Source organism: Streptomyces pseudovenezuelae (assembly GCF_001513955.1).
GTDB lineage: Bacteria > Actinomycetota > Actinomycetes > Streptomycetales > Streptomycetaceae > Streptomyces > Streptomyces pseudovenezuelae.
Genome location: NZ_KQ948144.1, coordinates 1242840 through 1261274 on the forward strand (window position 1 = coordinate 1242840; position 18435 = coordinate 1261274).

The window sequence follows — 18435 nt, forward strand, 5'->3', positions numbered from 1 at the left end:
CAGGGGGCTGGCGGTGAGGCATGCCGACTAGCCGGACCGGACGGCCGCCCGTCCAGCGGGCCCCCAGGCGTCCCGCCGCTCCCGGGCCCGCACGCGAGAACCCCGTCCTGCGGCTCTACACGCGTGCGCGAAAGGCCTGGGACCGGCCGCTGACCGCCTACTACCTGATCCTCGGCGGCAGCCTGCTGATCACCGTGCTCGGTCTGGTGATGGTGTACTCGGCCTCCCAGATCACGGCCCTGCAGATGTCGTTGCCGGGATCCTTCTTCTTCCGCAAGCAGTTCCTGGCCGCCGCCATCGGTGCCGTGCTGCTGCTGATCGCCTCCCGGATGCCGGTCAAGCTGCACCGGGCACTCGCCTACCCGATCCTGGCGGGCGCGGTCTTCCTGATGGCCCTCGTGCAGGTGCCGGGGATAGGGATGTCGGTCAACGGCAACCAGAACTGGATCTCGCTCGGCGGCTCCTTCCAGATCCAGCCCAGTGAGTTCGGGAAGCTCGCCCTCGTACTGTGGGCGGCCGACCTGCTCGCCCGCAAGCAGGACAAGAAGCTGCTGACCCAGTGGAAGCACATGCTGGTGCCGCTCGTCCCGGTCGCCTTCCTGCTGCTCGGACTGATCATGCTCGGCGGCGACATGGGCACGGCGATCATCCTGACGGCGATCCTGTTCGGCCTGCTGTGGCTCGCGGGGGCCCCGACCCGGCTGTTCGTCGGGGTGCTGTCGATCGCCGGGCTGATCGGGGTGATCCTCATCAAGACCAGCCCCAACCGCATGGCCCGGCTCGCCTGCATCGGCGCCACCGAGCCCAGGTCGGGGGGCGCCGACTGCTGGCAGGCCGTGCACGGCATCTATGCCCTGGCCTCCGGCGGAATCTTCGGCTCCGGGCTCGGCGCCAGTGTGGAAAAATGGGGCCAACTACCCGAAGCCCACACCGACTTCATCTTCGCCGTCACCGGTGAGGAACTGGGCCTCGCGGGGACGCTGTCGGTACTCGCTCTCTTCGCGGCTCTAGGCTATGCGGGTATCCGCGTGGCCGGACGCACGGAGGACCCCTTCGTGAGGTATGCCGCGGGAGGCGTGACCACCTGGATCACCGCTCAGGCAGTGATCAACATCGGTGCGGTGCTCGGTCTGCTGCCGATCGCCGGTGTCCCGCTCCCGCTGTTCTCCTACGGAGGGTCCGCCCTGCTGCCGACCATGTTCGCCATCGGGCTGCTGATCGCGTTCGCGCGTGACGATCCCGCTGCGCGGGTGGCGCTTTCGATGCGGCAACCCCGCTTTGGTAGAAAGCGGGCGGGAGGCGCCGTGCCGGCACGGGGGCCTCGGAGATGGAACACGATGCGACGGCGCGCCTCACCGGCGCGCTCGTCCGGAGAGCGGTGAATTTCGGTGCATGTCGTACTCGCCGGTGGGGGGACCGCCGGCCACATCGAGCCCGCGCTCGCCCTCGCGGACGCCCTGCGCAGGCAGGACCCGACCGTGGGGATCACGGCCCTGGGCACGGAACGGGGCCTGGAGACCAAGCTCGTCCCGCAGCGCGGCTACGAGCTCGCGCTCATCCCGGCCGTCCCGCTGCCCCGTAAGCCGACCCCGGAGCTGATCACCGTCCCGGGCCGGCTGCGCGGCACGATCAAGGCCACGGAGCAGATCCTGGAGCGCACCAAGGCCGACGCCGTCGTGGGCTTCGGCGGCTATGTGGCGCTGCCCGGCTACCTCGCCGCCAAGCGGCTCGGCGTGCCGATCGTGATCCACGAGGCCAACGCCCGTCCCGGCCTCGCCAACAAGATCGGCTCCCGGTACGCGGCCCAGGTCGCCGTCGCCACGCCGGACAGCAAGCTCCGCAACTCCCGCTACATCGGCATCCCGCTGCGCCACACCATCGCCACCCTGGACCGGGCCGCCGTCCGCCCCGAGGCCCGGCACATGTTCGGCCTCGACCCGAACCTGCCGACGCTGCTGGTCTCCGGCGGCTCGCAGGGCGCCCGGCGCCTCAACGAGGTCGTCCAGCAGGTCGCGCCCCTGCTCCAGCAGGCCGGGATCCAGATCCTGCACGCGGTCGGTCCCAAGAACGAACTGCCGCATGTGCAGCAGATGCCGGGAATGCCCCCGTACATCCCGGTAAGTTACCTGGACCGGATGGACCTCGCGTACGCCGCGGCCGACATGATGCTCTGCCGCGCGGGCGCGATGACCGTCGCCGAACTCTCCGCCGTCGGGCTTCCGGCCGCCTACGTCCCGCTGCCCATCGGCAACGGCGAACAGCGGCTGAACGCCCAGCCGGTGGTCAAGGCCGGCGGCGGACTGCTGGTCGACGACGCGGAACTGACGCCCGAGTGGGTACGGGGTCACGTCCTGCCCGTGCTCGCCGACCCGCACCGGCTGTACGAGATGTCCCGCGCCGCCGCCGAGTTCGGCCGCCGGGACGCCGACGACCTGCTCGTCGGCATGGTGTACGAGGCGATCGCCTCGCACCGACGCCAGTAGCCAGGAAGAGGGAGTGGGCGTGGCCGGATCGACGACCGCCGAGCGCGGTGAACGCCAGCAGGAGTCGTCCGGCCCGCCTCCCGCCCGGCGGTTGAGGGTGCGTCGACTTCGTACGATCATCATCCTCGCCGTGGCGCTCGCGCTGCTCTCCGCGGGCGCCGTCTGGCTGTTGTACGGCTCCCAGTGGCTCCGTGTCGAGCGCGTGTCGGTCTCGGGAACCCTGGTGCTGACTCCGGAACAGGTCCGCGAAGCCGCGGACGTTCCGGTCGGCGCACCGCTGATTTCCGTCGACACCGATGCGATCGAGGCACGACTGCGCCGGAAATTGCCCCGAATTGACTCGGTTGATGTCGCTCGATCCTGGCCCCATGGAATCGGGCTGAAAGTGACTGAGCGTACTCCGGTTCTGCTTGTCCAAAAGGGCGGAAACTTTGTCGAAGTGGACGATGAAGGTGTCCGGTTCGCCACGGTTCCCGTAGCCCCGAAAGGCGTCCCCGCACTGGAATTGACGCTCGGCCGACCGGACACCCGCGCCGCGAGCCTGCGCCGCTTCGGCGAGGTGCGCCTCGTGCGCGAAGCGGTGCGCGTGGCAGGTGACATTCCGGTCGACGTCGCGCGCGCGACCCGTTCCGTCAAGGTGCGTTCGTACGACGACATCTCACTGGAGTTGAGGGGCGGCCGTACCGTCGCCTGGGGGAGCGGCGAGAGCGGCGCCGCCAAGGCCCGTACGCTCACCGCTCTCATGAAAGCCGCCCCCGATGCGCGGCACTTCGACGTCAGCGTTCCCACGGCCCCTGCGTCATCGGGGAGTTGACGCACATCAGCGCAGGCCAGCACCCTGGTTGGGCACTGCTACGGCTGATCACATAGGGTGAAAAGAAAAACGGGAGGTTCGGCGTGTTCGTTGAACGTGCGCCACTTGTCGACTTAGTGTCCTGTTCAGAAGACTCCAGGGAACAGACACACTGGTAACCCTAAACTTCAGCGTTAGGGTTCGGGTCGGCGCTACGGACCGTCCCATTCGGCATCAGTCGACGGATCGCGAGGCAGCAGTGCTTCGCCGGTTCGGCGACACGTAACTCGAGGCGAGAGGCCTTCGACGTGGCAGCACCGCAGAACTACCTCGCAGTCATCAAAGTCATCGGTGTCGGCGGCGGTGGTGTCAATGCCATCAACCGGATGATCGAGGTCGGTCTCAAGGGCGTCGAGTTCATCGCCATCAACACCGACGCGCAGGCGCTGTTGATGAGCGACGCCGACGTCAAGCTCGACGTCGGCCGCGAACTCACCCGCGGACTCGGCGCCGGCGCCAACCCGGCCGTCGGCCGCAAGGCCGCCGAGGACCATCGCGAGGAGATCGAGGAGGTCCTCAAGGGGGCCGACATGGTCTTCGTGACGGCCGGTGAAGGCGGCGGCACCGGCACCGGCGGCGCGCCCGTCGTGGCCAACATCGCCCGCTCGCTGGGCGCCCTCACCATCGGCGTGGTCACCCGGCCGTTCACCTTCGAGGGCCGGCGCCGCGCCAACCAGGCCGAGGACGGCATCGCGGAACTCCGCGAAGAGGTCGACACCCTCATCGTCATCCCCAACGACCGGCTGCTGTCCATCTCGGACCGCCAGGTCTCGGTGCTCGACGCCTTCAAGTCGGCCGACCAGGTCCTGCTCTCCGGTGTCCAGGGCATCACCGACCTCATCACCACACCCGGCCTGATCAACCTCGACTTCGCCGACGTCAAGTCGGTCATGTCCGAGGCCGGTTCGGCACTCATGGGCATCGGCTCGGCCCGCGGCGACGACCGCGCGGTGGCCGCGGCCGAGATGGCGATCTCCTCGCCGCTCCTGGAGGCGTCCATCGACGGCGCCCGGGGCGTGCTGCTCTCCATCTCCGGCGGCAGCGACCTCGGTCTGTTCGAGATCAACGAAGCGGCCCAGCTGGTGAGCGAGGCCGCCCACCCCGAGGCCAACATCATCTTCGGTGCGGTCATCGACGACGCCCTCGGCGACGAGGTCCGCGTCACCGTGATCGCCGCCGGCTTCGACGGGGGCCAGCCCCCGACCCGCCGCGAGACGGTCATGGGTTCGTCCTCCACCTCGGCCCGCCGCGAGGAGCCCACTCCGGTACGGCAGACCGAGAGCCGTCCGTCCTTCGGCTCGCTCGGCAGCGTCACGCCGAAGGAGGACCCGGAGCCCGCGCCCGAGCCGGCCGCCGACCTCCCGGTGGCCCCGCCCGTCCCGCCGTCCCGGAGCTACTCGGACAGTGCGGCCGAGGAGCTGGACGTGCCGGACTTCCTGAAGTGATAGGACAGCGCGACAGCGTGAGCGGCGCGCACTTCGCCTTCACCGACCGGTGGGGCGGGGTGAGCGCCGCTCCGTATGAGGAGCTCAACCTCGGCGGGGCGGTCGGCGACGACCCCGACGCCGTACGGACCAATCGCGAACTGGCCGCCAAGTCGCTCGGACTCGATCCCGCCCGGGTGGTCTGGATGAACCAGGTGCACGGGGCGGACGTCGTGGTGGTCTCCGAGCCCTGGGGTGACAAGCCGGTGCCCCGGGTCGACGCGGTCGTCACCGCCGAACGCGGTCTCGCCCTCGCCGTCCTCACCGCCGACTGCACCCCGGTGCTGCTCGCCGACCCGGTCGCCGGGATCGCCGCGGCGGCCCACGCGGGCCGCCCCGGCATGGTGGCCGGAGTCGTCCCGGCCGCGCTACGCGCGATGACCGAACTCGGCGCCGATCCCGCCCGGATCGTCGTCCGCACCGGCCCCGCCGTCTGCGGCCGGTGCTACGAAGTGCCCGAGGAGATGCGCGCCGACGTCGCCGCGGTCGAGCCCGCGGCGCACGCCGAAACGAGTTGGGGCACGCCCGCGGTCGACGTGACCGCCGCGGTGCACGCGCAGCTCGACCGGCTCGGGGTGCGCGACCGGTGGCAGTCGCCGGTGTGCACGCTGGAGTCGGACGACCACTTCTCGTATCGCCGCGATCGCACCACGGGGCGACTCGCGGGATATGTCTGGCTGGACTGATGGGGCATGACGGACCGTAAGGACGAACTCGCCGCAAACCTGGCGAAGGTGGAGCAGCGGATCGCTGCCGCGTGTGCGGCCGCCGGGCGGGCGCGGGACGAGGTGACCCTCATCGTGGTCACCAAGACCTACCCCGCGAGCGATGTGCGGATCCTCGCCGAGCTCGGGGTGCGCCACGTCGCCGAGAACAAGGACCAGGACGCGGCCCCCAAGGCCGCCGAATGCTCGGATCTGCCACTGACTTGGCACTTTGTTGGTCAATTGCAGACCAACAAGGTGCGATCCGTGGTGGGTTACGCGGATCTCGTGCAGTCCGTCGATCGTTCGAAGTTGGTGACGGCCCTCTCCAAGGAGGCCGTGAAGGCCGAGCGCGAGGTGGGCTGCCTGATCCAGGTGGCCCTCGACGCCGGTGCGAGCGAGCGAGGGGAGCGGGGTGGTGTGGCACCGGGCGGAATCGGGGAGTTGGCCGGTCTCGTGGCCCGGGCTCCGGGGCTGCGGCTCGACGGACTGATGACCGTCGCTCCGCTCACCGGGGAGTACGCGGGACGCGAACAGGCGGCGTTCGAGCGGTTGATGGATTTGTCGACCGACCTGCGCCGGGACCATCCGGCTGCGAACATGGTCTCGGCAGGGATGAGCGCGGACCTCGAACAGGCCGTGGCGGCAGGGGCGACACATGTGCGCGTCGGCACCGCGGTACTCGGAGTCCGCCCCAGGCTCGGGTAACGTCGCCAGGAAGTCGGACCACAGCAGAAAATATGGTCATTACCGCCGAAAGGCGGTCATAACGACCTCGTGGATCGCGGGCACTTGGCAGTCGTCAGCCGATCCACCACAGAGCGGAGGACTCAGAGAATGGCCGGCGCGATGCGCAAGATGGCGGTCTACCTCGGCCTCGTGGAGGACGATGGGTACGACGGCCGCGGTTTCGACCCCGACGACGACTTCGAACCGGAACTCGATCCGGAGCCCGAGCGGGACCGTCGACGGCATGAGCCGTCTCATCAGTCACATCAGGCACTTCAGCCTGAAAGGGACGAATCGGTCAGAGTTGTGCAGTCCTCGGTGCCGCGCGACCCGGTGCCCCGATCCTCTTCGCTCGCCGCGGAATCGGTGCGTCCGGCGCGCATCGCGCCCGTGGCATCCATCACACAAGAGCGCGCAAGCCTGGAGAAGAACGCACCGGTGATCATGCCCAAGGTCGTGTCGGAACGAGAGCCTTACCGGATCACCACACTTCACCCCCGGACCTACAACGAGGCCCGTACCATCGGGGAACACTTCCGTGAGGGCACCCCGGTGATCATGAATCTGACTGAGATGGATGACACAGACGCCAAGCGACTTGTCGACTTTGCGGCCGGTTTGGTGTTTGGTCTTCACGGCAGCATCGAGCGGGTGACGCAGAAGGTGTTCCTGTTGTCGCCTGCTAACGTCGATGTCACGGCGGAGGACAAGGCCCGCATCGCAGAGGGCGGGTTCTTCAACCAGAGCTGAGAAGCAACAACCGGAACGAAGTACGAACAGGGGAGAGGGAAAGAAAGACCATGAGCGTGTTCGCGCAGGTGATCTACATCGCGCTGATGGTGTTCCTCATCGTGCTCATCTTCCGGTTGGTCATGGACTACGTCTTCCAGTTCGCCCGCTCGTGGCAACCCGGCAAGGCGATGGTGGTCGTTCTGGAGGCCACCTACACTGTCACCGATCCACCGTTGAAGCTTCTGCGGCGGTTCATCCCGCCGCTGCGTCTCGGGGGCGTGGCGCTCGACCTGTCCTTCTTCGTGCTGATGATCATCGTCTACATCCTCATCACCGTCATGGGAAACCTGGCGAGGTGACTGTGGACGATACGGTCTTGCCGACTGCCGATGACTACGTTGAGGTGAAGAGATGCCGTTGACCCCCGAGGACGTGCGGAACAAGCAGTTCACGACCGTCCGCCTCCGAGAAGGCTATGACGAGGACGAGGTCGATGCCTTCCTCGACGAGGTCGAAGCCGAACTGACCCGCCTGTTGCGCGAGAACGAGGACCTGCGCGCCAAGCTGGCCGCGGCGACGCGTGCTGCTGCCCAGAACCAGCAGAACATGCGCAAGCCCCCGGAGCAGCAGGACCAGCAGCAGGGTGGCATGCCCGGCCAGGGGATGCCGCAGCAGGGCATGCGTGGGCCCGGTCCCGGCGGCCCCGTGCCGGCCGGCATATCCGGTCCGCCGCAGCAGCAGATGGGTGGCCCCATGGGTGGCCCGCCCCAGCTGCCGAGCGGTGCGCCGCAGCTGCCTGCCGGTCCCAGTGGCGGCCAGGGAGGCCCGCAGGGTCCCGGTCCGATGGGCCAGGGGCCCATGGGTCAGGGTCCGATGGGTCAGGGCACCATGGGCGGTCAGCCGCCCATGCAGCAGCAGATGGGTGGCCCGATGGGCGGCCCCATGGGTGGTCCGATGGGCGGCCCCGGTCAGGGCCCCGGTGGCGACAGCGCCGCCCGAGTCCTCTCGCTGGCCCAGCAGACCGCCGACCAGGCGATCGCGGAGGCCCGTTCCGAGGCCAACAAGATCGTCGGCGAGGCGCGTTCGCGTGCCGAGGGTCTTGAGCGTGACGCCCGTGCCAAGGCCGACGCCCTGGAGCGGGACGCGCAGGAGAAGCACCGCGTCGCGATGGGCTCCCTGGAGTCCGCCCGCGCCACGCTGGAGCGCAAGGTCGAGGACCTGCGCGGCTTCGAGCGCGAGTACCGCACGCGTCTGAAGTCGTACCTCGAGTCCCAGCTGCGTCAGCTGGAGACCCAGGCCGACGACTCGCTGGCTCCGCCGCGTACCCCGGCGACCGCGTCGCTGCCGCCGTCCCCGGCGCCTTCCATGGCTCCGGCCGGTGCGAGCGCCCCGGCGTACGGTGGCAACCAGGGCATGGGCGGCGGTCCTTCGCCGGCCGGTCCGTCCTACGGCGGCCAGCAGCAGATGTCGCCCGCGATGACCCAGCCGATGGCGCCGGTGCGGCCGCAGGGTCCCGGCCCGATGGGGCAGGCTCCCTCGCCCATGCGTGGCTTCCTCATCGACGAGGACGACAACTGACGGCCTCTAGTACGCCTTAGGCGTCGGCAGCGTTCAGGGAGGGGCCCCGGATTTTCATCCGGGGCCCCTCCCTTTTACGCGTGTTGATCACAGTGTCGTAGGCATGAGGAAGGCCCGGTCCCCGAGAGGACCGGGCCTTCTCGCTCTGCCTTATGCCTTGCGCAGACGGAAGGTCAGGGACAGGCCCTCTTCGGTGAAGGGCTCGCCGTAGGTGTCGTCCGCCTCGCCCTGGGCGAAGTCCGTCGCCAGGACCTCGTCGGCGATCAGGGCGCTGTGCTCGGACAGGGCCGCGATCACGGCCGGGTCCGCGGAGGTCCAGCGCAGCGCGATGCGGTCGGCCACGTCGAGGCCGCTGTTCTTGCGGGCCTCCTGGATCAGGCGGATCGCGTCACGGGCGAGGCCGGCCTGACGCAGCTCCTCGGTGATCTCCAGGTCCAGGGCCACCGTCGCACCCGAGTCGGACGCCACCGACCAGCCCTCGCGCGGCGTTTCCGTGATGATCACCTCGTCGGGGGCGAGCGTGATCGTCTCGCCGTCGACCTCCACCGACGCCGTGCCCTCGCGCAGGGCGAGGGAGAGCGCGGCCGCGTCGGCGTTCGCGACGGCCTTGGCCACGTCCTGGACGCGCTTGCCGAACCGCTTGCCGAGCGCGCGGAAGTTGGCCTTCGCCGTGGTGTCGACCAGGCTGCCGCCGACCTCGCTGAGGGAGGCGAGCGCGGTCACGTTCAGCTCCTCCGTGATCTGCGCGTGCAGTTCGCGGTCGAGGGCGTCGAACCCGGTCGCGGCGATGAGCGCCCGGGACAGCGGCTGACGGGTCTTCACACCCGACTCCGCGCGCGTGGCGCGGCCCAGCTCGACGAGCCGACGCACCAGGACCATCTGCTTCGACAGTTCCGGGTCGATCGCGGAGAGGTCCGCTTCCGGCCAGGAGGCCAGGTGCACCGACTCCGGGGCGCCCGGGGTGACCGGCACGACCAGGTCCTGCCAGACCCGCTCGGTGATGAACGGCGTCAGCGGGGCCATCAGCTGGGTGACCGTCTCGACGACCTCGTGCAGCGTGCGCAGCGCGGCCTTGTCGCCCTGCCAGAAGCGGCGCCGGGACCGGCGTACGTACCAGTTGGACAGGTCGTCGACGAACGCCGACAGGAGCTTGCCGGCGCGCTGGGTGTCGTACGCCTCCAGGGACTGGGTGACCTGGTCGGTCAGCGCGTGCAGTTCGGACAGCAGCCAGCGGTCCAGGACCGGGCGGTCGGCCGGGGCCGGGTCCGCCGCGCTGGGCGCCCAGTTCGACGTACGGGCGTACAGGGCCTGGAAGGCGACCGTGTTCCAGTACGTCAGGAGCGTCTTGCGGACGACCTCCTGGATGGTGCCGTGGCCCACCCGGCGGGCCGCCCACGGGGAACCGCCGGCCGCCATGAACCAGCGCACCGCGTCGGCGCCGTGCCGGTCCATCAGCGGGATCGGCTCCAGGGTGTTGCCCAGATGCTTGGACATCTTGCGGCCGTCCTCGGCGAGGATGTGGCCGAGGCAGACCACGTTCTCGTACGACGACTTGTCGAAGACCAGGGTGCCGACGGCCATCAGCGTGTAGAACCAGCCGCGCGTCTGGTCGATGGCCTCGGAGATGAACTGGGCCGGGTAGCGGGACTCGAACAGTTCCTTGTTCTTGTACGGGTAGCCCCACTGCGCGAACGGCATCGAACCCGAGTCGTACCAGGCGTCGATGACCTCCGGCACGCGCGTGGCCGCCTTCTGGCACTGGGGGCACGCGAAGGTGACGTCGTCGATGTACGGGCGGTGCGGGTCCAGCTCGGAGTGGTCCGTGCCGGTCAGCTCGGTGAGCTCCGCGCGGGAGCCGACGACGGTGAGGTGGTCGTCCTCGCAGCGCCAGATCGGCAGCGGGGTGCCCCAGTAGCGGTTGCGGGACAGCGCCCAGTCGATGTTGTTCTGCAGCCAGTCGCCGAAGCGGCCGTGCTTGACCGTCTCCGGGAACCAGTTGGTGTTCTCGTTCTCCTGGAGGAGGCGGTCCTTGACGGCGGTGGTGCGGATGTACCAGGAAGGCTGCGCGTAGTAGAGGAGCGCGGTGTGGCAGCGCCAGCAGTGCGGGTAGCTGTGCTCGTACGGGATGTGCCGGAAGAGGAGGCCGCGCTGCTGGAGGTCCTCGGTGAGCTTTTCGTCCGCCTTCTTGAAGAAGACGCCGCCGACGAGGGGGACGTCCTCCTCGAAGGTGCCGTCGGGGCGGACCGGGTTCACCACGGGCAGGCCGTAGGCGCGGCAGACCTTGAGGTCGTCCTCACCGAAGGCGGGGGACTGGTGGACCAGGCCGGTACCGTCCTCGGTCGTGACGTATTCCGCGTTCACGACGTAATGCGCCGGTGCCGGGAACTCGACCAGCTCGAACGGACGTTGATAGGTCCAGCGCTCCATCTCGGCGCCGGTGAAGGACTGGCCGGTGGGCTCCCAGCCCTCGCCGAGCGCCTTGGCGAGCAGCGGCTCGGCGACGACGAGCTTCTCCTCGCCGTCGGTCGCGACGACGTAGGTGACCTCCGGGTGCGCGGCGACCGCCGTGTTGGACACCAGGGTCCAGGGGGTCGTCGTCCACACCAGGAGCGCTGCCTCGCCGGCGAGCGGACCGGAGGTGAGCGGGAAACGGACGTACACGGACGGGTCCACGACCGTCTCGTAGCCCTGCGCCAGCTCGTGGTCGGACAGGCCGGTGCCGCAGCGGGGGCACCAGGGGGCGACGCGGTGGTCCTGGACCAGCAGGCCCTTGTCGAAGATCGTCTTCAGCGACCACCAGACGGACTCGATGTACTCCGGGTCCATCGTGCGGTACGGGTCCTGGAGGTCGGTCCAGTAGCCCATGCGGGTCGTGAGCGCCTCGAAGGCGTCGGTGTGGCGGGTCACGGACTCGCGGCACTTGGCGTTGAACTCGGCGATGCCGTACGCCTCGATGTCCTTCTTGCCGCTGAAGCCGAGCTCCTTCTCGACCGCCAGCTCCACCGGGAGGCCGTGGCAGTCCCAGCCGGCCTTGCGGGCCACGTGGTAGCCGCGCATGGTGCGGAAGCGGGGGAAGACGTCCTTGAAGACGCGGGCCTCGATGTGGTGGGCGCCCGGCATGCCGTTGGCGGTGGGCGGGCCCTCGTAGAACACCCACTCGGGGCGGCCCTCGGACTGCTCCAGGGTCTTGGCGAAGATCTTCTGCTCACGCCAGAAGTCGAGCACCGCGTGCTCGAGGGCGGGCAGGTCGACCTGGGCGGGCACCTGGCGGTACTGCGTCATCAGTCTTCCTCCGGCGGATGTGCTGCCTTCCGTCCGGAGGGACGAGAGCCTTCTTCTCTACGCCGGTCTCGGCGCGCTCCCGCGGTACCACCCTCCTTGGCCCGCCGACACGGGGTGTGTGCCGGTGAGCCCCCTCATTGGGGTCGCGATGCCGGGTCTACGCCCCCTGCTGGAGGTTCTTCCGGCGGCTCCGGGGTGATCTTCGCGTCGCGCTCGCCCCCGGGCTTCCACCGTCCCCGGGTCGCTCTGGGCTGCGTACGCCGCTACTCGTCCCCATCCACGCTTTTCGCTCCGCCCAGTGTACGGCGCCCCGGGGACAGTGGCCGACCGGATTTCCGGGGCCGGGCGCGGAGGCCGACCGGGGGCGTCGCGTGACCCGAATGGAGCGGCACGGCTGTTCGGATTCCGGGACGGACAGCCGGGCGGATTACCCGGCGGGGAGCTGGGCACAACGCATGCATGCTTCCCGCCCCGCACGCGCGGGGAGGGCGAATCGGGCGGCGTGCCCCGTTGCCGCGGGACTCAAGTCGATTTATCGTCCCAGCACGATTCGCGAGCAAGATCACAATATGTGAAGGGGCCGCGGCATGGTGGCGAAAAAGACCGCCGTACAGCAGTCGGCGTCGGGCCGGTCCACCCATGCCCGTGCCTCTGGCGGCGAGGCCAAGGACGCGGGCGGGAAGAAGCACGCGCGCGGGGTGGCGTCCGGGGCCGCGTCCTCCGGCAAGGACGTGGCGGCCAAAGCCGTGAAGGCGGTCGGGGCGGCGGCGAAGAGCGTCGCGAAGAAGGCCACGGGTTCCCTGGCCGGGGCGGAGGAGGCTCCGGTCGGTGGGACGACGGAGGCCACCAAGGGCGTCGGCAAGGCCTCGGTCACGAAGAAGAAGACGGCGACGGCCAAGGCCTCGGCGACGAAGAAGGCCGGGAGCACCGAAGAGACCGCGGGCGCGAAGAAGGCCGTCACGAAGAAAGCGGGCGCGAAGAAGGCGGTCAGGAAGAAAGCGGTGACCGAGAAAGCGGTGACGGAGAAGTCCGCTGTCACCAAGAAGGCGGCCGCAGGGAAGGCGGTCGCCGAGAAGAGCCCGGTTGCCGGGAAAGCGGCGTCGGCGCCGAAGAAGAAGGCGGTCACGAAGAAGACCGCCGCGAAAAGCACGGCCGCGACCGGAAGCGCGGCGAAGAGCACGGCGGCGCCGAAGAGCGCGGCCGGGAAGACAGCCGCGCCGAAGAGCGCGGTCAGGAAAACAGCCGCGACGAAGGCCGCGGGGAAGAAGACGGCCGTGAAGGACACCGCGGTCGAGGAGACGGCCGCCACGGAGGCCGGGGTCCCGCAGGGGGACGCCGGGCAGGGCACCTCCGGGAAGAACACCCTCAGCAGGAGGGCGGCCAGGAAGAGCACGGCCAAGAAGGCGGGCGCGGCCGAGGCCGCGAAGCAGACGGGAGCCACGACCGTGGTTGCGAAGAAGACCCCTGGCACGGCCACAGCGGCGAAGACCGCCCTACCCAACGCGCGTGTCGCCGCGGTGGAGCCCGGCGAACTCGCGGTGCGCCCAGGTGAGGATCCGTGGACGCCCGACGAGGTCGCGGAGGCGCGCGCCGAGCTGACGGCCGAGGCCCTGCGGCTGCGCACCGAGATCGCCACGTCCGAGGAGTCCCTGGTGGGGCTCATGCGGGACTCCGGGGACGGCGCCGGCGACGATCAGGCCGACACCGGGACCAAGAACATCACGCGCGAGAGCGAGATGGCCCTCGCGGCCAACGCGCGCGAGATGCTGATCCAGACCGAACGGGCCCTGGGACGGCTCGACGCCGGCACCTACGGCCTGTGCGAGAACTGCGGCAACCCCATCGGCAAGGCGCGGATGCAGGCCTTCCCGCGCGCGACCCTGTGCGTGGAGTGCAAGCAGAAGCAGGAACGCCGGTACTGAGGGTGCTTGCAGGCGTGTCGTACCCTCGTCCTCAGTCAGGTACCTAGGTCGAGGGACTCACGTGGCAGAGGCGGAGCGCATCATCGGTACGCCGGATACCCCAGAGGCGGCGGGGGCCGAGCCGGAGCAGGACCGGACGGCGCGGTCCAGGGGCAAGCGCAGGATCGCCGTGCTGTTCACGGTGGCCGCCTTCGCGTACGCCCTCGACCTGGTCAGCAAGATGATCGTGGTCGCCAGGCTGGAGCACCACGAGCCGATCGAGATCATCGGGGACTGGCTGAAGCTGGAGGCGATCCGCAACGCGGGCGCGGCCTTCGGCTTCGGTGAGGCCTTCACCGTGATCTTCACGGTGATCGCGGCGGCCGTGATCGTGGTCATCGCGCGGCTCGCCCGCAAGCTCTACAGCCTGCCCTGGGCGATCGCGCTCGGGCTGCTGCTCGGCGGCGCGCTCGGCAACCTCACCGACCGGCTCTTCCGCTCGCCCGGCGTCTTCGAGGGCGCGGTCGTGGACTTCATCGCGCCCAAGCACTTCGCGGTCTTCAACCTCGCCGACTCGGCGATCGTGTGCGGCGGCATCCTGATCGTGCTGCTGTCCTTCAAGGGCCTCGACCCGGACGGGACCGTCCACAAGGACTGATCCACAAGGACTGAGCCCGGGTTTTCCACAGGCTCGGTCGGGGCTGTCTCACCCGTCCGGCATACTCGACGGGTGAGCACCATTCCCGAGGTCCGTACCCTGCCCGTGCCCGACGGCCTGGAGGGCGAGCGCGTCGACGCCGCCATCTCCCGCATGTTCGGCTTCTCCCGCACCAAGGCGGCCGAGCTCGCCGCCTCGGGGAAGGTCATGGTCGACGGGTCGGTGGTCGGGAAGTCCGAGCGGGTGCACGGCGGGGCCTGGCTGGAGGTCGAGATGCCCCAGGCGCCCGCGCCGGTGCAGATCGTCGCCGAGCCGGTCGAGGGCATGGAGATCGTCCATGACGACGACGACGTGGTCGTGATCGTCAAGCCGGTCGGCGTGGCCGCGCACCCGTCGCCGGGCTGGACCGGGACGACCGTGATCGGTGGGCTCGCCGCCGCCGGGTACCGCATCTCCACCTCCGGTGCCGCCGAGCGCCAGGGCATCGTGCACCGGCTGGACGTGGGCACCTCGGGGCTGATGGTCGTGGCCAAGTCGGAGCGGGCGTACACCTCGCTCAAGCGGCAGTTCAAGGAGCGCACGGTCGACAAGCGGTACCACACGCTCGTCCAGGGCCACCCGGACCCGACCAGCGGCACCATCGACGCCCCCATCGGCCGGCACCCCCAGCACGACTACAAGTGGGCCGTCACCGCCGAGGGCAAGCCGTCCGTGACGCACTACGACCTCATCGAGGCGTTCCGCGCGGCCTCCCTGCTCGACGTGAAGCTGGAGACCGGGCGCACCCACCAGATCCGCGTCCACATGGCGGCCCACCGCCACCCGTGCGTCGGCGACCTGACGTACGGCGCCGACCCGACGCTCGCCAAGCGGCTGCGGCTGACCCGGCAGTGGCTGCACGCCGTGCGGCTCGGCTTCGAGCACCCCGGGGACGGGGAGTGGGCGGAGTTCGCGAGCGAGTATCCGGACGACCTCCAGCAGGCCCTGGACCTGGTGCGTGAGGAGACCTACGGGTGAGCACGCCCGCGTACGAGGTGCGGGTCGCCGAGGACCCCGCCGACCGTGAGGCCTGCTTCACGGTGCGCAAGGAGGTCTTCGTCGGCGAGCAGGGCGTGCCCGAGGACATCGAGTACGACGCCTACGACGCCGTGGCGGTCCATGTGCTGGCCGTGCGGGAGGACGGGGTGCCGCTCGGGACCGGGCGGCTGCTGTTCGGCGACGCGGCGGCCGGGAAGACCGGCGGTGACCAGTCGGTGGGTTCGCTGGGGCGGCTCGCCGTGACCCAGGACGCGCGCGGGCTCGGGGTCGGGGCCGCCCTTGTGCGGGCCGTCGAGGAGGCGGCACGCGCGCGGGGGCTGGCGGCTGTGGACCTGCACGCCCAGACGCACGCGCTGGGGTTCTACGAGCGGCTGGGGTACGTGGCGTACGGGCCCGGGTTCCTGGACGCGGGGATGCCGCACCGGGCCATGCGGCGCGTTCTCTGACGGTCGGCGGGAGCGGCGGTCGGGAGGGTTCGGGCGTTTTGCGGGCAGACTGAAGTGACCGATGTTCTGTCGATCTGCCCGGAGCTTTGACCGTGGATCAGTTGGCCCTGTTGTTCGTGTTGTTGCTTGGGGCTCTGATCAGTGTCCCGGTGGGGGACCGTTTCGGGTTGCCCGCGCCGGTGCTGATGACGCTGCTCGGCATAGTGCTCGCGGTCCTGGACTTCGTACCGAATGTCGACATCCCGCCCGAGCTGATCCTGCCCATCCTGTTGCCGCCCCTGCTCTACGCGGCGGTGCGGCGCACTTCCTGGCGCCAGTTCACGGCCAACAAACGGCCGATCTTCCTGCTCGCCGTCGCGCTCGTGTTCGTGACGACCCTGTGTGTCGCCGCCGTCGCCCATGCGATCGTGCCGGGGCTGCCGGTCGCCGCCGCCCTCGCGCTGGGCGCGCTGGTCGCGCCGCCCGACCCGGTCGCCGCGACCGCCGTGGCGGGCCAACTGGGGCTGCCCCGCCGGCTGGTGTCCATCCTGGAGGGCGAGGGGCTCTTCAACGACGTCACGGCGATCGTGCTCTATCACGTGGCGGTCGCCGCGGCCGTCAGCGGCTCGTTCACGGCCGGGGAGGCCGGCCTGGAGCTCGTGCTCTCCGCGGTGGTCGCCGTCGCCGTGGGGCTCGCGCTCGGCTGGGGCGCCAACAAGCTGATGGACCTGCTGGGCGACGCCACCCTCCAGATCGGGCTGACGGTGCTCGTGCCGTACGCCTCCTACGTGCTCGCCGAGGAGCTGCACGGCTCCGGGGTGCTCGCCGTGCTGACCACCGCCCTGTTCCTCGCCGAGTACGGCACGGACGCCGACGACGTGATGACCCGGCTGGCCGGGCACACCTTCTGGGACATCGTCGACACGCTCGTCACCGGGGTGGCGTTCGGGCTGATCGGGCTCGAACTGCACAACGCGATCCGGACCGCGTCCGGCCGCTGGGGCGAGATGCTCGGCTGGGCCGCGGCGATCGTGGCCGTGGTCGTGCTCGTGCGGCTCGCCTGGCTGATGCCGGCCACCTGGCTCACCAAACGGATGCACGCCAAACGGGACTACAGCGAGGAGATCCCGACCAGTTGGCGGGAGACCGTCATCATGTGGTGGTCCGGAATGCGGGGCGTGGCGTCGGTGGCGCTGGCCCTGGCCATTCCGCTGGAGACCGACACGGGGGCGGGCTTTCCCGACCGGGACGAGATCGTCTTCATCGCGTTCGGGGTGATCATGGCCACGCTGGTGCTCCAGGGGCTGACCCTGCCGTGGCTGGTGAAGCGGCTGGGGGTGCAGGCCGACAGCGAGCGGGAGATGGAGTTCGAGAAGGCCCTCGCGGTCCGGGCGGCGAAGGCGGCCAAGCGGCGGCTGCGCGAGATCGAGGCCGTGGAGGAGCTGCCGGAGGAACTGGCCGAGCAGATGCAGCGGCGGGCGTTCGAGATCGCCGTGCGGATCCATCCGGAGACGGGGGGCGAGGAGCGGCGCGAGGCCAGGAGGCGGCTCAAGCGGATGCGACGGATCCAGGGCGAGCTGCTGAGCGCGGCGCGGCACGAGGTGCTGGCGGCGCGCAGCGAACCGGGGGCCGACCCCGAGGTCGTGGACCGGGTGCTGCGGCACCTGGACGTCCGCAGTCTGCGGTGAGTCCGCGGACACGGGGATGCACTCCCCAAGGGCCCGTTTTGTAGGGTGCGGTCATGGCTCGCAACGTGGTGATCAGCGGTGGTGGTACGGGAATCGGGCTCGCGGCGGCGCAGGTGTTCGCCGCGGAAGGGGACCGGGTGCTGCTGCTCGGGCGGCGCCCCGAGGTGCTGGAGAAGGCCGGGGTGCCCGGGGCGCTGACGTACGCCGCCGATCTGGCCGACGTCGGCCAGGTGCGCGGCGTCGTCGGCTTCGTGGAGCGGGAGTTCGGGGCCGTGGACGTGCTGATCCACAGTGCCGGGGGCACCGGGCAGCTCGAACCGCCCGCCGACGTCTCCGATCCGCTCGACGCCGTCGCCCACAACTGGACCGTGAACTTCCGGCTCAATGTGCTGACCGCGGCGCTGCTCACCGAGGGACTGAAGAACCGGCTCGCCTCCCCCGGCGGGCGGGTGCTGTTCGTCAGCTCCATCGCCGCCTACCGGGGGTCCGGGAGCGGGGCGTACGGGGCGGCGAAGGCGGGGCTGCATCCGTACGCGCACGATCTGGCGCGGGAGCTGGGGCCGCGGGGGATCACGGCGAACGTGGTGGCGCCGGGGTATGTCGAGGACACGGAGTTCTTCGGGGCGGCCATTGATCCCGCTCGGCGGGAGCGGCTTGTCGGTGACACGTTGAACGGGCGGGCGGGGACGCCGGGGGATGTCGCCGCCACGCTGCACTGGCTGGCGTCGGCGGGGGCGGGGCATGTGACGTCTCAGATCGTGCAGGTCAATGGTGGTGCTGAGCGCGGGAGGTGACGGGGGCTGCGCGGCCGTTGGCGGGTGCGGGTCCGTCGTGGCCGGTCGCGCAGTTCCCCGCGCCCCTGGGTCAGTGCAGGCACCGG

General features: G+C 70.1%; 16 protein-coding genes. 15 read left to right on the forward strand and 1 reads right to left on the reverse strand.

The window, feature by feature from the left end:
• Nucleotides 1-20: 20 nt before the first annotated feature.
• The 9 genes from ftsW (at nt 21) to AQI94_RS05500 (ending at nt 8563) form a co-directional block, all read left to right on the forward strand.
• Nucleotides 21-1382, forward strand: a complete 1362-nt coding sequence (gene ftsW, locus AQI94_RS05460) for a putative lipid II flippase FtsW (RefSeq protein ID WP_031042848.1) — start codon at nt 21-23, stop codon at nt 1380-1382.
• A 6-nt stretch (nt 1383-1388) separates the two neighbouring features.
• Entirely contained in the window at nt 1389-2483 is a 1095-nt protein-coding gene (murG, locus tag AQI94_RS05465; protein ID WP_031042851.1) for an undecaprenyldiphospho-muramoylpentapeptide beta-N-acetylglucosaminyltransferase, read from the forward strand.
• 19 nt (nt 2484-2502) lie between these two features.
• Nucleotides 2503-3297 (forward strand): cell division protein FtsQ/DivIB, encoded by a 795-nt coding sequence (locus tag AQI94_RS05470; protein ID WP_031042854.1) that lies wholly within the window; start codon nt 2503-2505, stop codon nt 3295-3297.
• 287 nt (nt 3298-3584) lie between these two features.
• Nucleotides 3585-4781: a cell division protein FtsZ gene (gene ftsZ / locus AQI94_RS05475; protein WP_007381416.1), complete on the forward strand. Its 1197-nt coding sequence runs from the start codon at nt 3585-3587 to the stop codon at nt 4779-4781.
• Complete coding sequence (gene pgeF / locus AQI94_RS05480; RefSeq protein ID WP_031042857.1) at nt 4778-5506, forward strand: peptidoglycan editing factor PgeF; 729 nt, start codon at nt 4778-4780, stop codon at nt 5504-5506. The genes ftsZ and pgeF overlap by 4 nt, the downstream gene beginning before the upstream one ends.
• A 6-nt stretch (nt 5507-5512) precedes the next feature.
• Nucleotides 5513-6232, forward strand: coding sequence for a YggS family pyridoxal phosphate-dependent enzyme (locus AQI94_RS05485; RefSeq protein ID WP_031042860.1), 720 nt, complete (start codon nt 5513-5515; stop codon nt 6230-6232).
• A 129-nt stretch (nt 6233-6361) separates the two neighbouring features.
• Entirely contained in the window at nt 6362-7003 is a 642-nt protein-coding gene (locus AQI94_RS05490; protein WP_007381413.1) for a cell division protein SepF, read from the forward strand.
• Nucleotides 7004-7053: 50 nt separating this feature from the next.
• Nucleotides 7054-7344, forward strand: a complete 291-nt coding sequence (locus AQI94_RS05495) for a YggT family protein (protein ID WP_031042862.1) — start codon at nt 7054-7056, stop codon at nt 7342-7344.
• A gap of 52 nt (nt 7345-7396) precedes the next feature.
• Nucleotides 7397-8563 (forward strand): DivIVA domain-containing protein, encoded by a 1167-nt coding sequence (locus AQI94_RS05500; RefSeq protein WP_031042865.1) that lies wholly within the window; start codon nt 7397-7399, stop codon nt 8561-8563.
• Between the two features lie 150 nt (nt 8564-8713).
• Here the strand turns inward: AQI94_RS05500 and ileS are convergent, their stop codons facing one another.
• Nucleotides 8714-11845 carry an isoleucine--tRNA ligase gene (ileS, locus tag AQI94_RS05505; RefSeq protein WP_031042868.1) on the reverse strand — a complete coding sequence of 1044 codons (3132 nt, stop codon included), beginning with the start codon at nt 11843-11845 and terminating at the stop codon, nt 8714-8716.
• Nucleotides 11846-12432: 587 nt separating this feature from the next.
• Between ileS and AQI94_RS42530 the strand changes: the two genes are divergently transcribed.
• The 6 genes from AQI94_RS42530 to AQI94_RS05540 all read left to right on the forward strand — a co-directional run bounded on the left by AQI94_RS42530 (nt 12433) and on the right by AQI94_RS05540 (nt 18349).
• The gene (locus AQI94_RS42530) at nt 12433-13767 is read left to right on the forward strand and encodes a TraR/DksA C4-type zinc finger protein (RefSeq protein WP_078902687.1); all 1335 of its coding nucleotides are present in this window, start codon (nt 12433-12435) and stop codon (nt 13765-13767) included.
• A 61-nt stretch (nt 13768-13828) separates the two neighbouring features.
• Nucleotides 13829-14404, forward strand: coding sequence for a signal peptidase II (gene lspA / locus AQI94_RS05520; RefSeq protein ID WP_031042875.1), 576 nt, complete (start codon nt 13829-13831; stop codon nt 14402-14404).
• Between the two features lie 72 nt (nt 14405-14476).
• Entirely contained in the window at nt 14477-15421 is a 945-nt protein-coding gene (locus tag AQI94_RS05525; protein WP_031042878.1) for an RluA family pseudouridine synthase, read from the forward strand.
• Nucleotides 15418-15888 carry a GNAT family N-acetyltransferase gene (locus AQI94_RS05530; protein WP_031042880.1) on the forward strand — a complete coding sequence of 157 codons (471 nt, stop codon included), beginning with the start codon at nt 15418-15420 and terminating at the stop codon, nt 15886-15888. The genes AQI94_RS05525 and AQI94_RS05530 overlap by 4 nt, the downstream gene beginning before the upstream one ends.
• 92 nt (nt 15889-15980) lie before the next feature.
• On the forward strand, nt 15981-17555 hold the full coding sequence (locus AQI94_RS05535) for a Na+/H+ antiporter (protein WP_062229642.1): 1575 nt from the start codon (nt 15981-15983) through the stop codon (nt 17553-17555).
• Between the two features lie 53 nt (nt 17556-17608).
• Complete coding sequence (locus tag AQI94_RS05540; RefSeq protein WP_031053761.1) at nt 17609-18349, forward strand: SDR family NAD(P)-dependent oxidoreductase; 741 nt, start codon at nt 17609-17611, stop codon at nt 18347-18349.
• Nucleotides 18350-18435 lie beyond the last annotated feature (86 nt).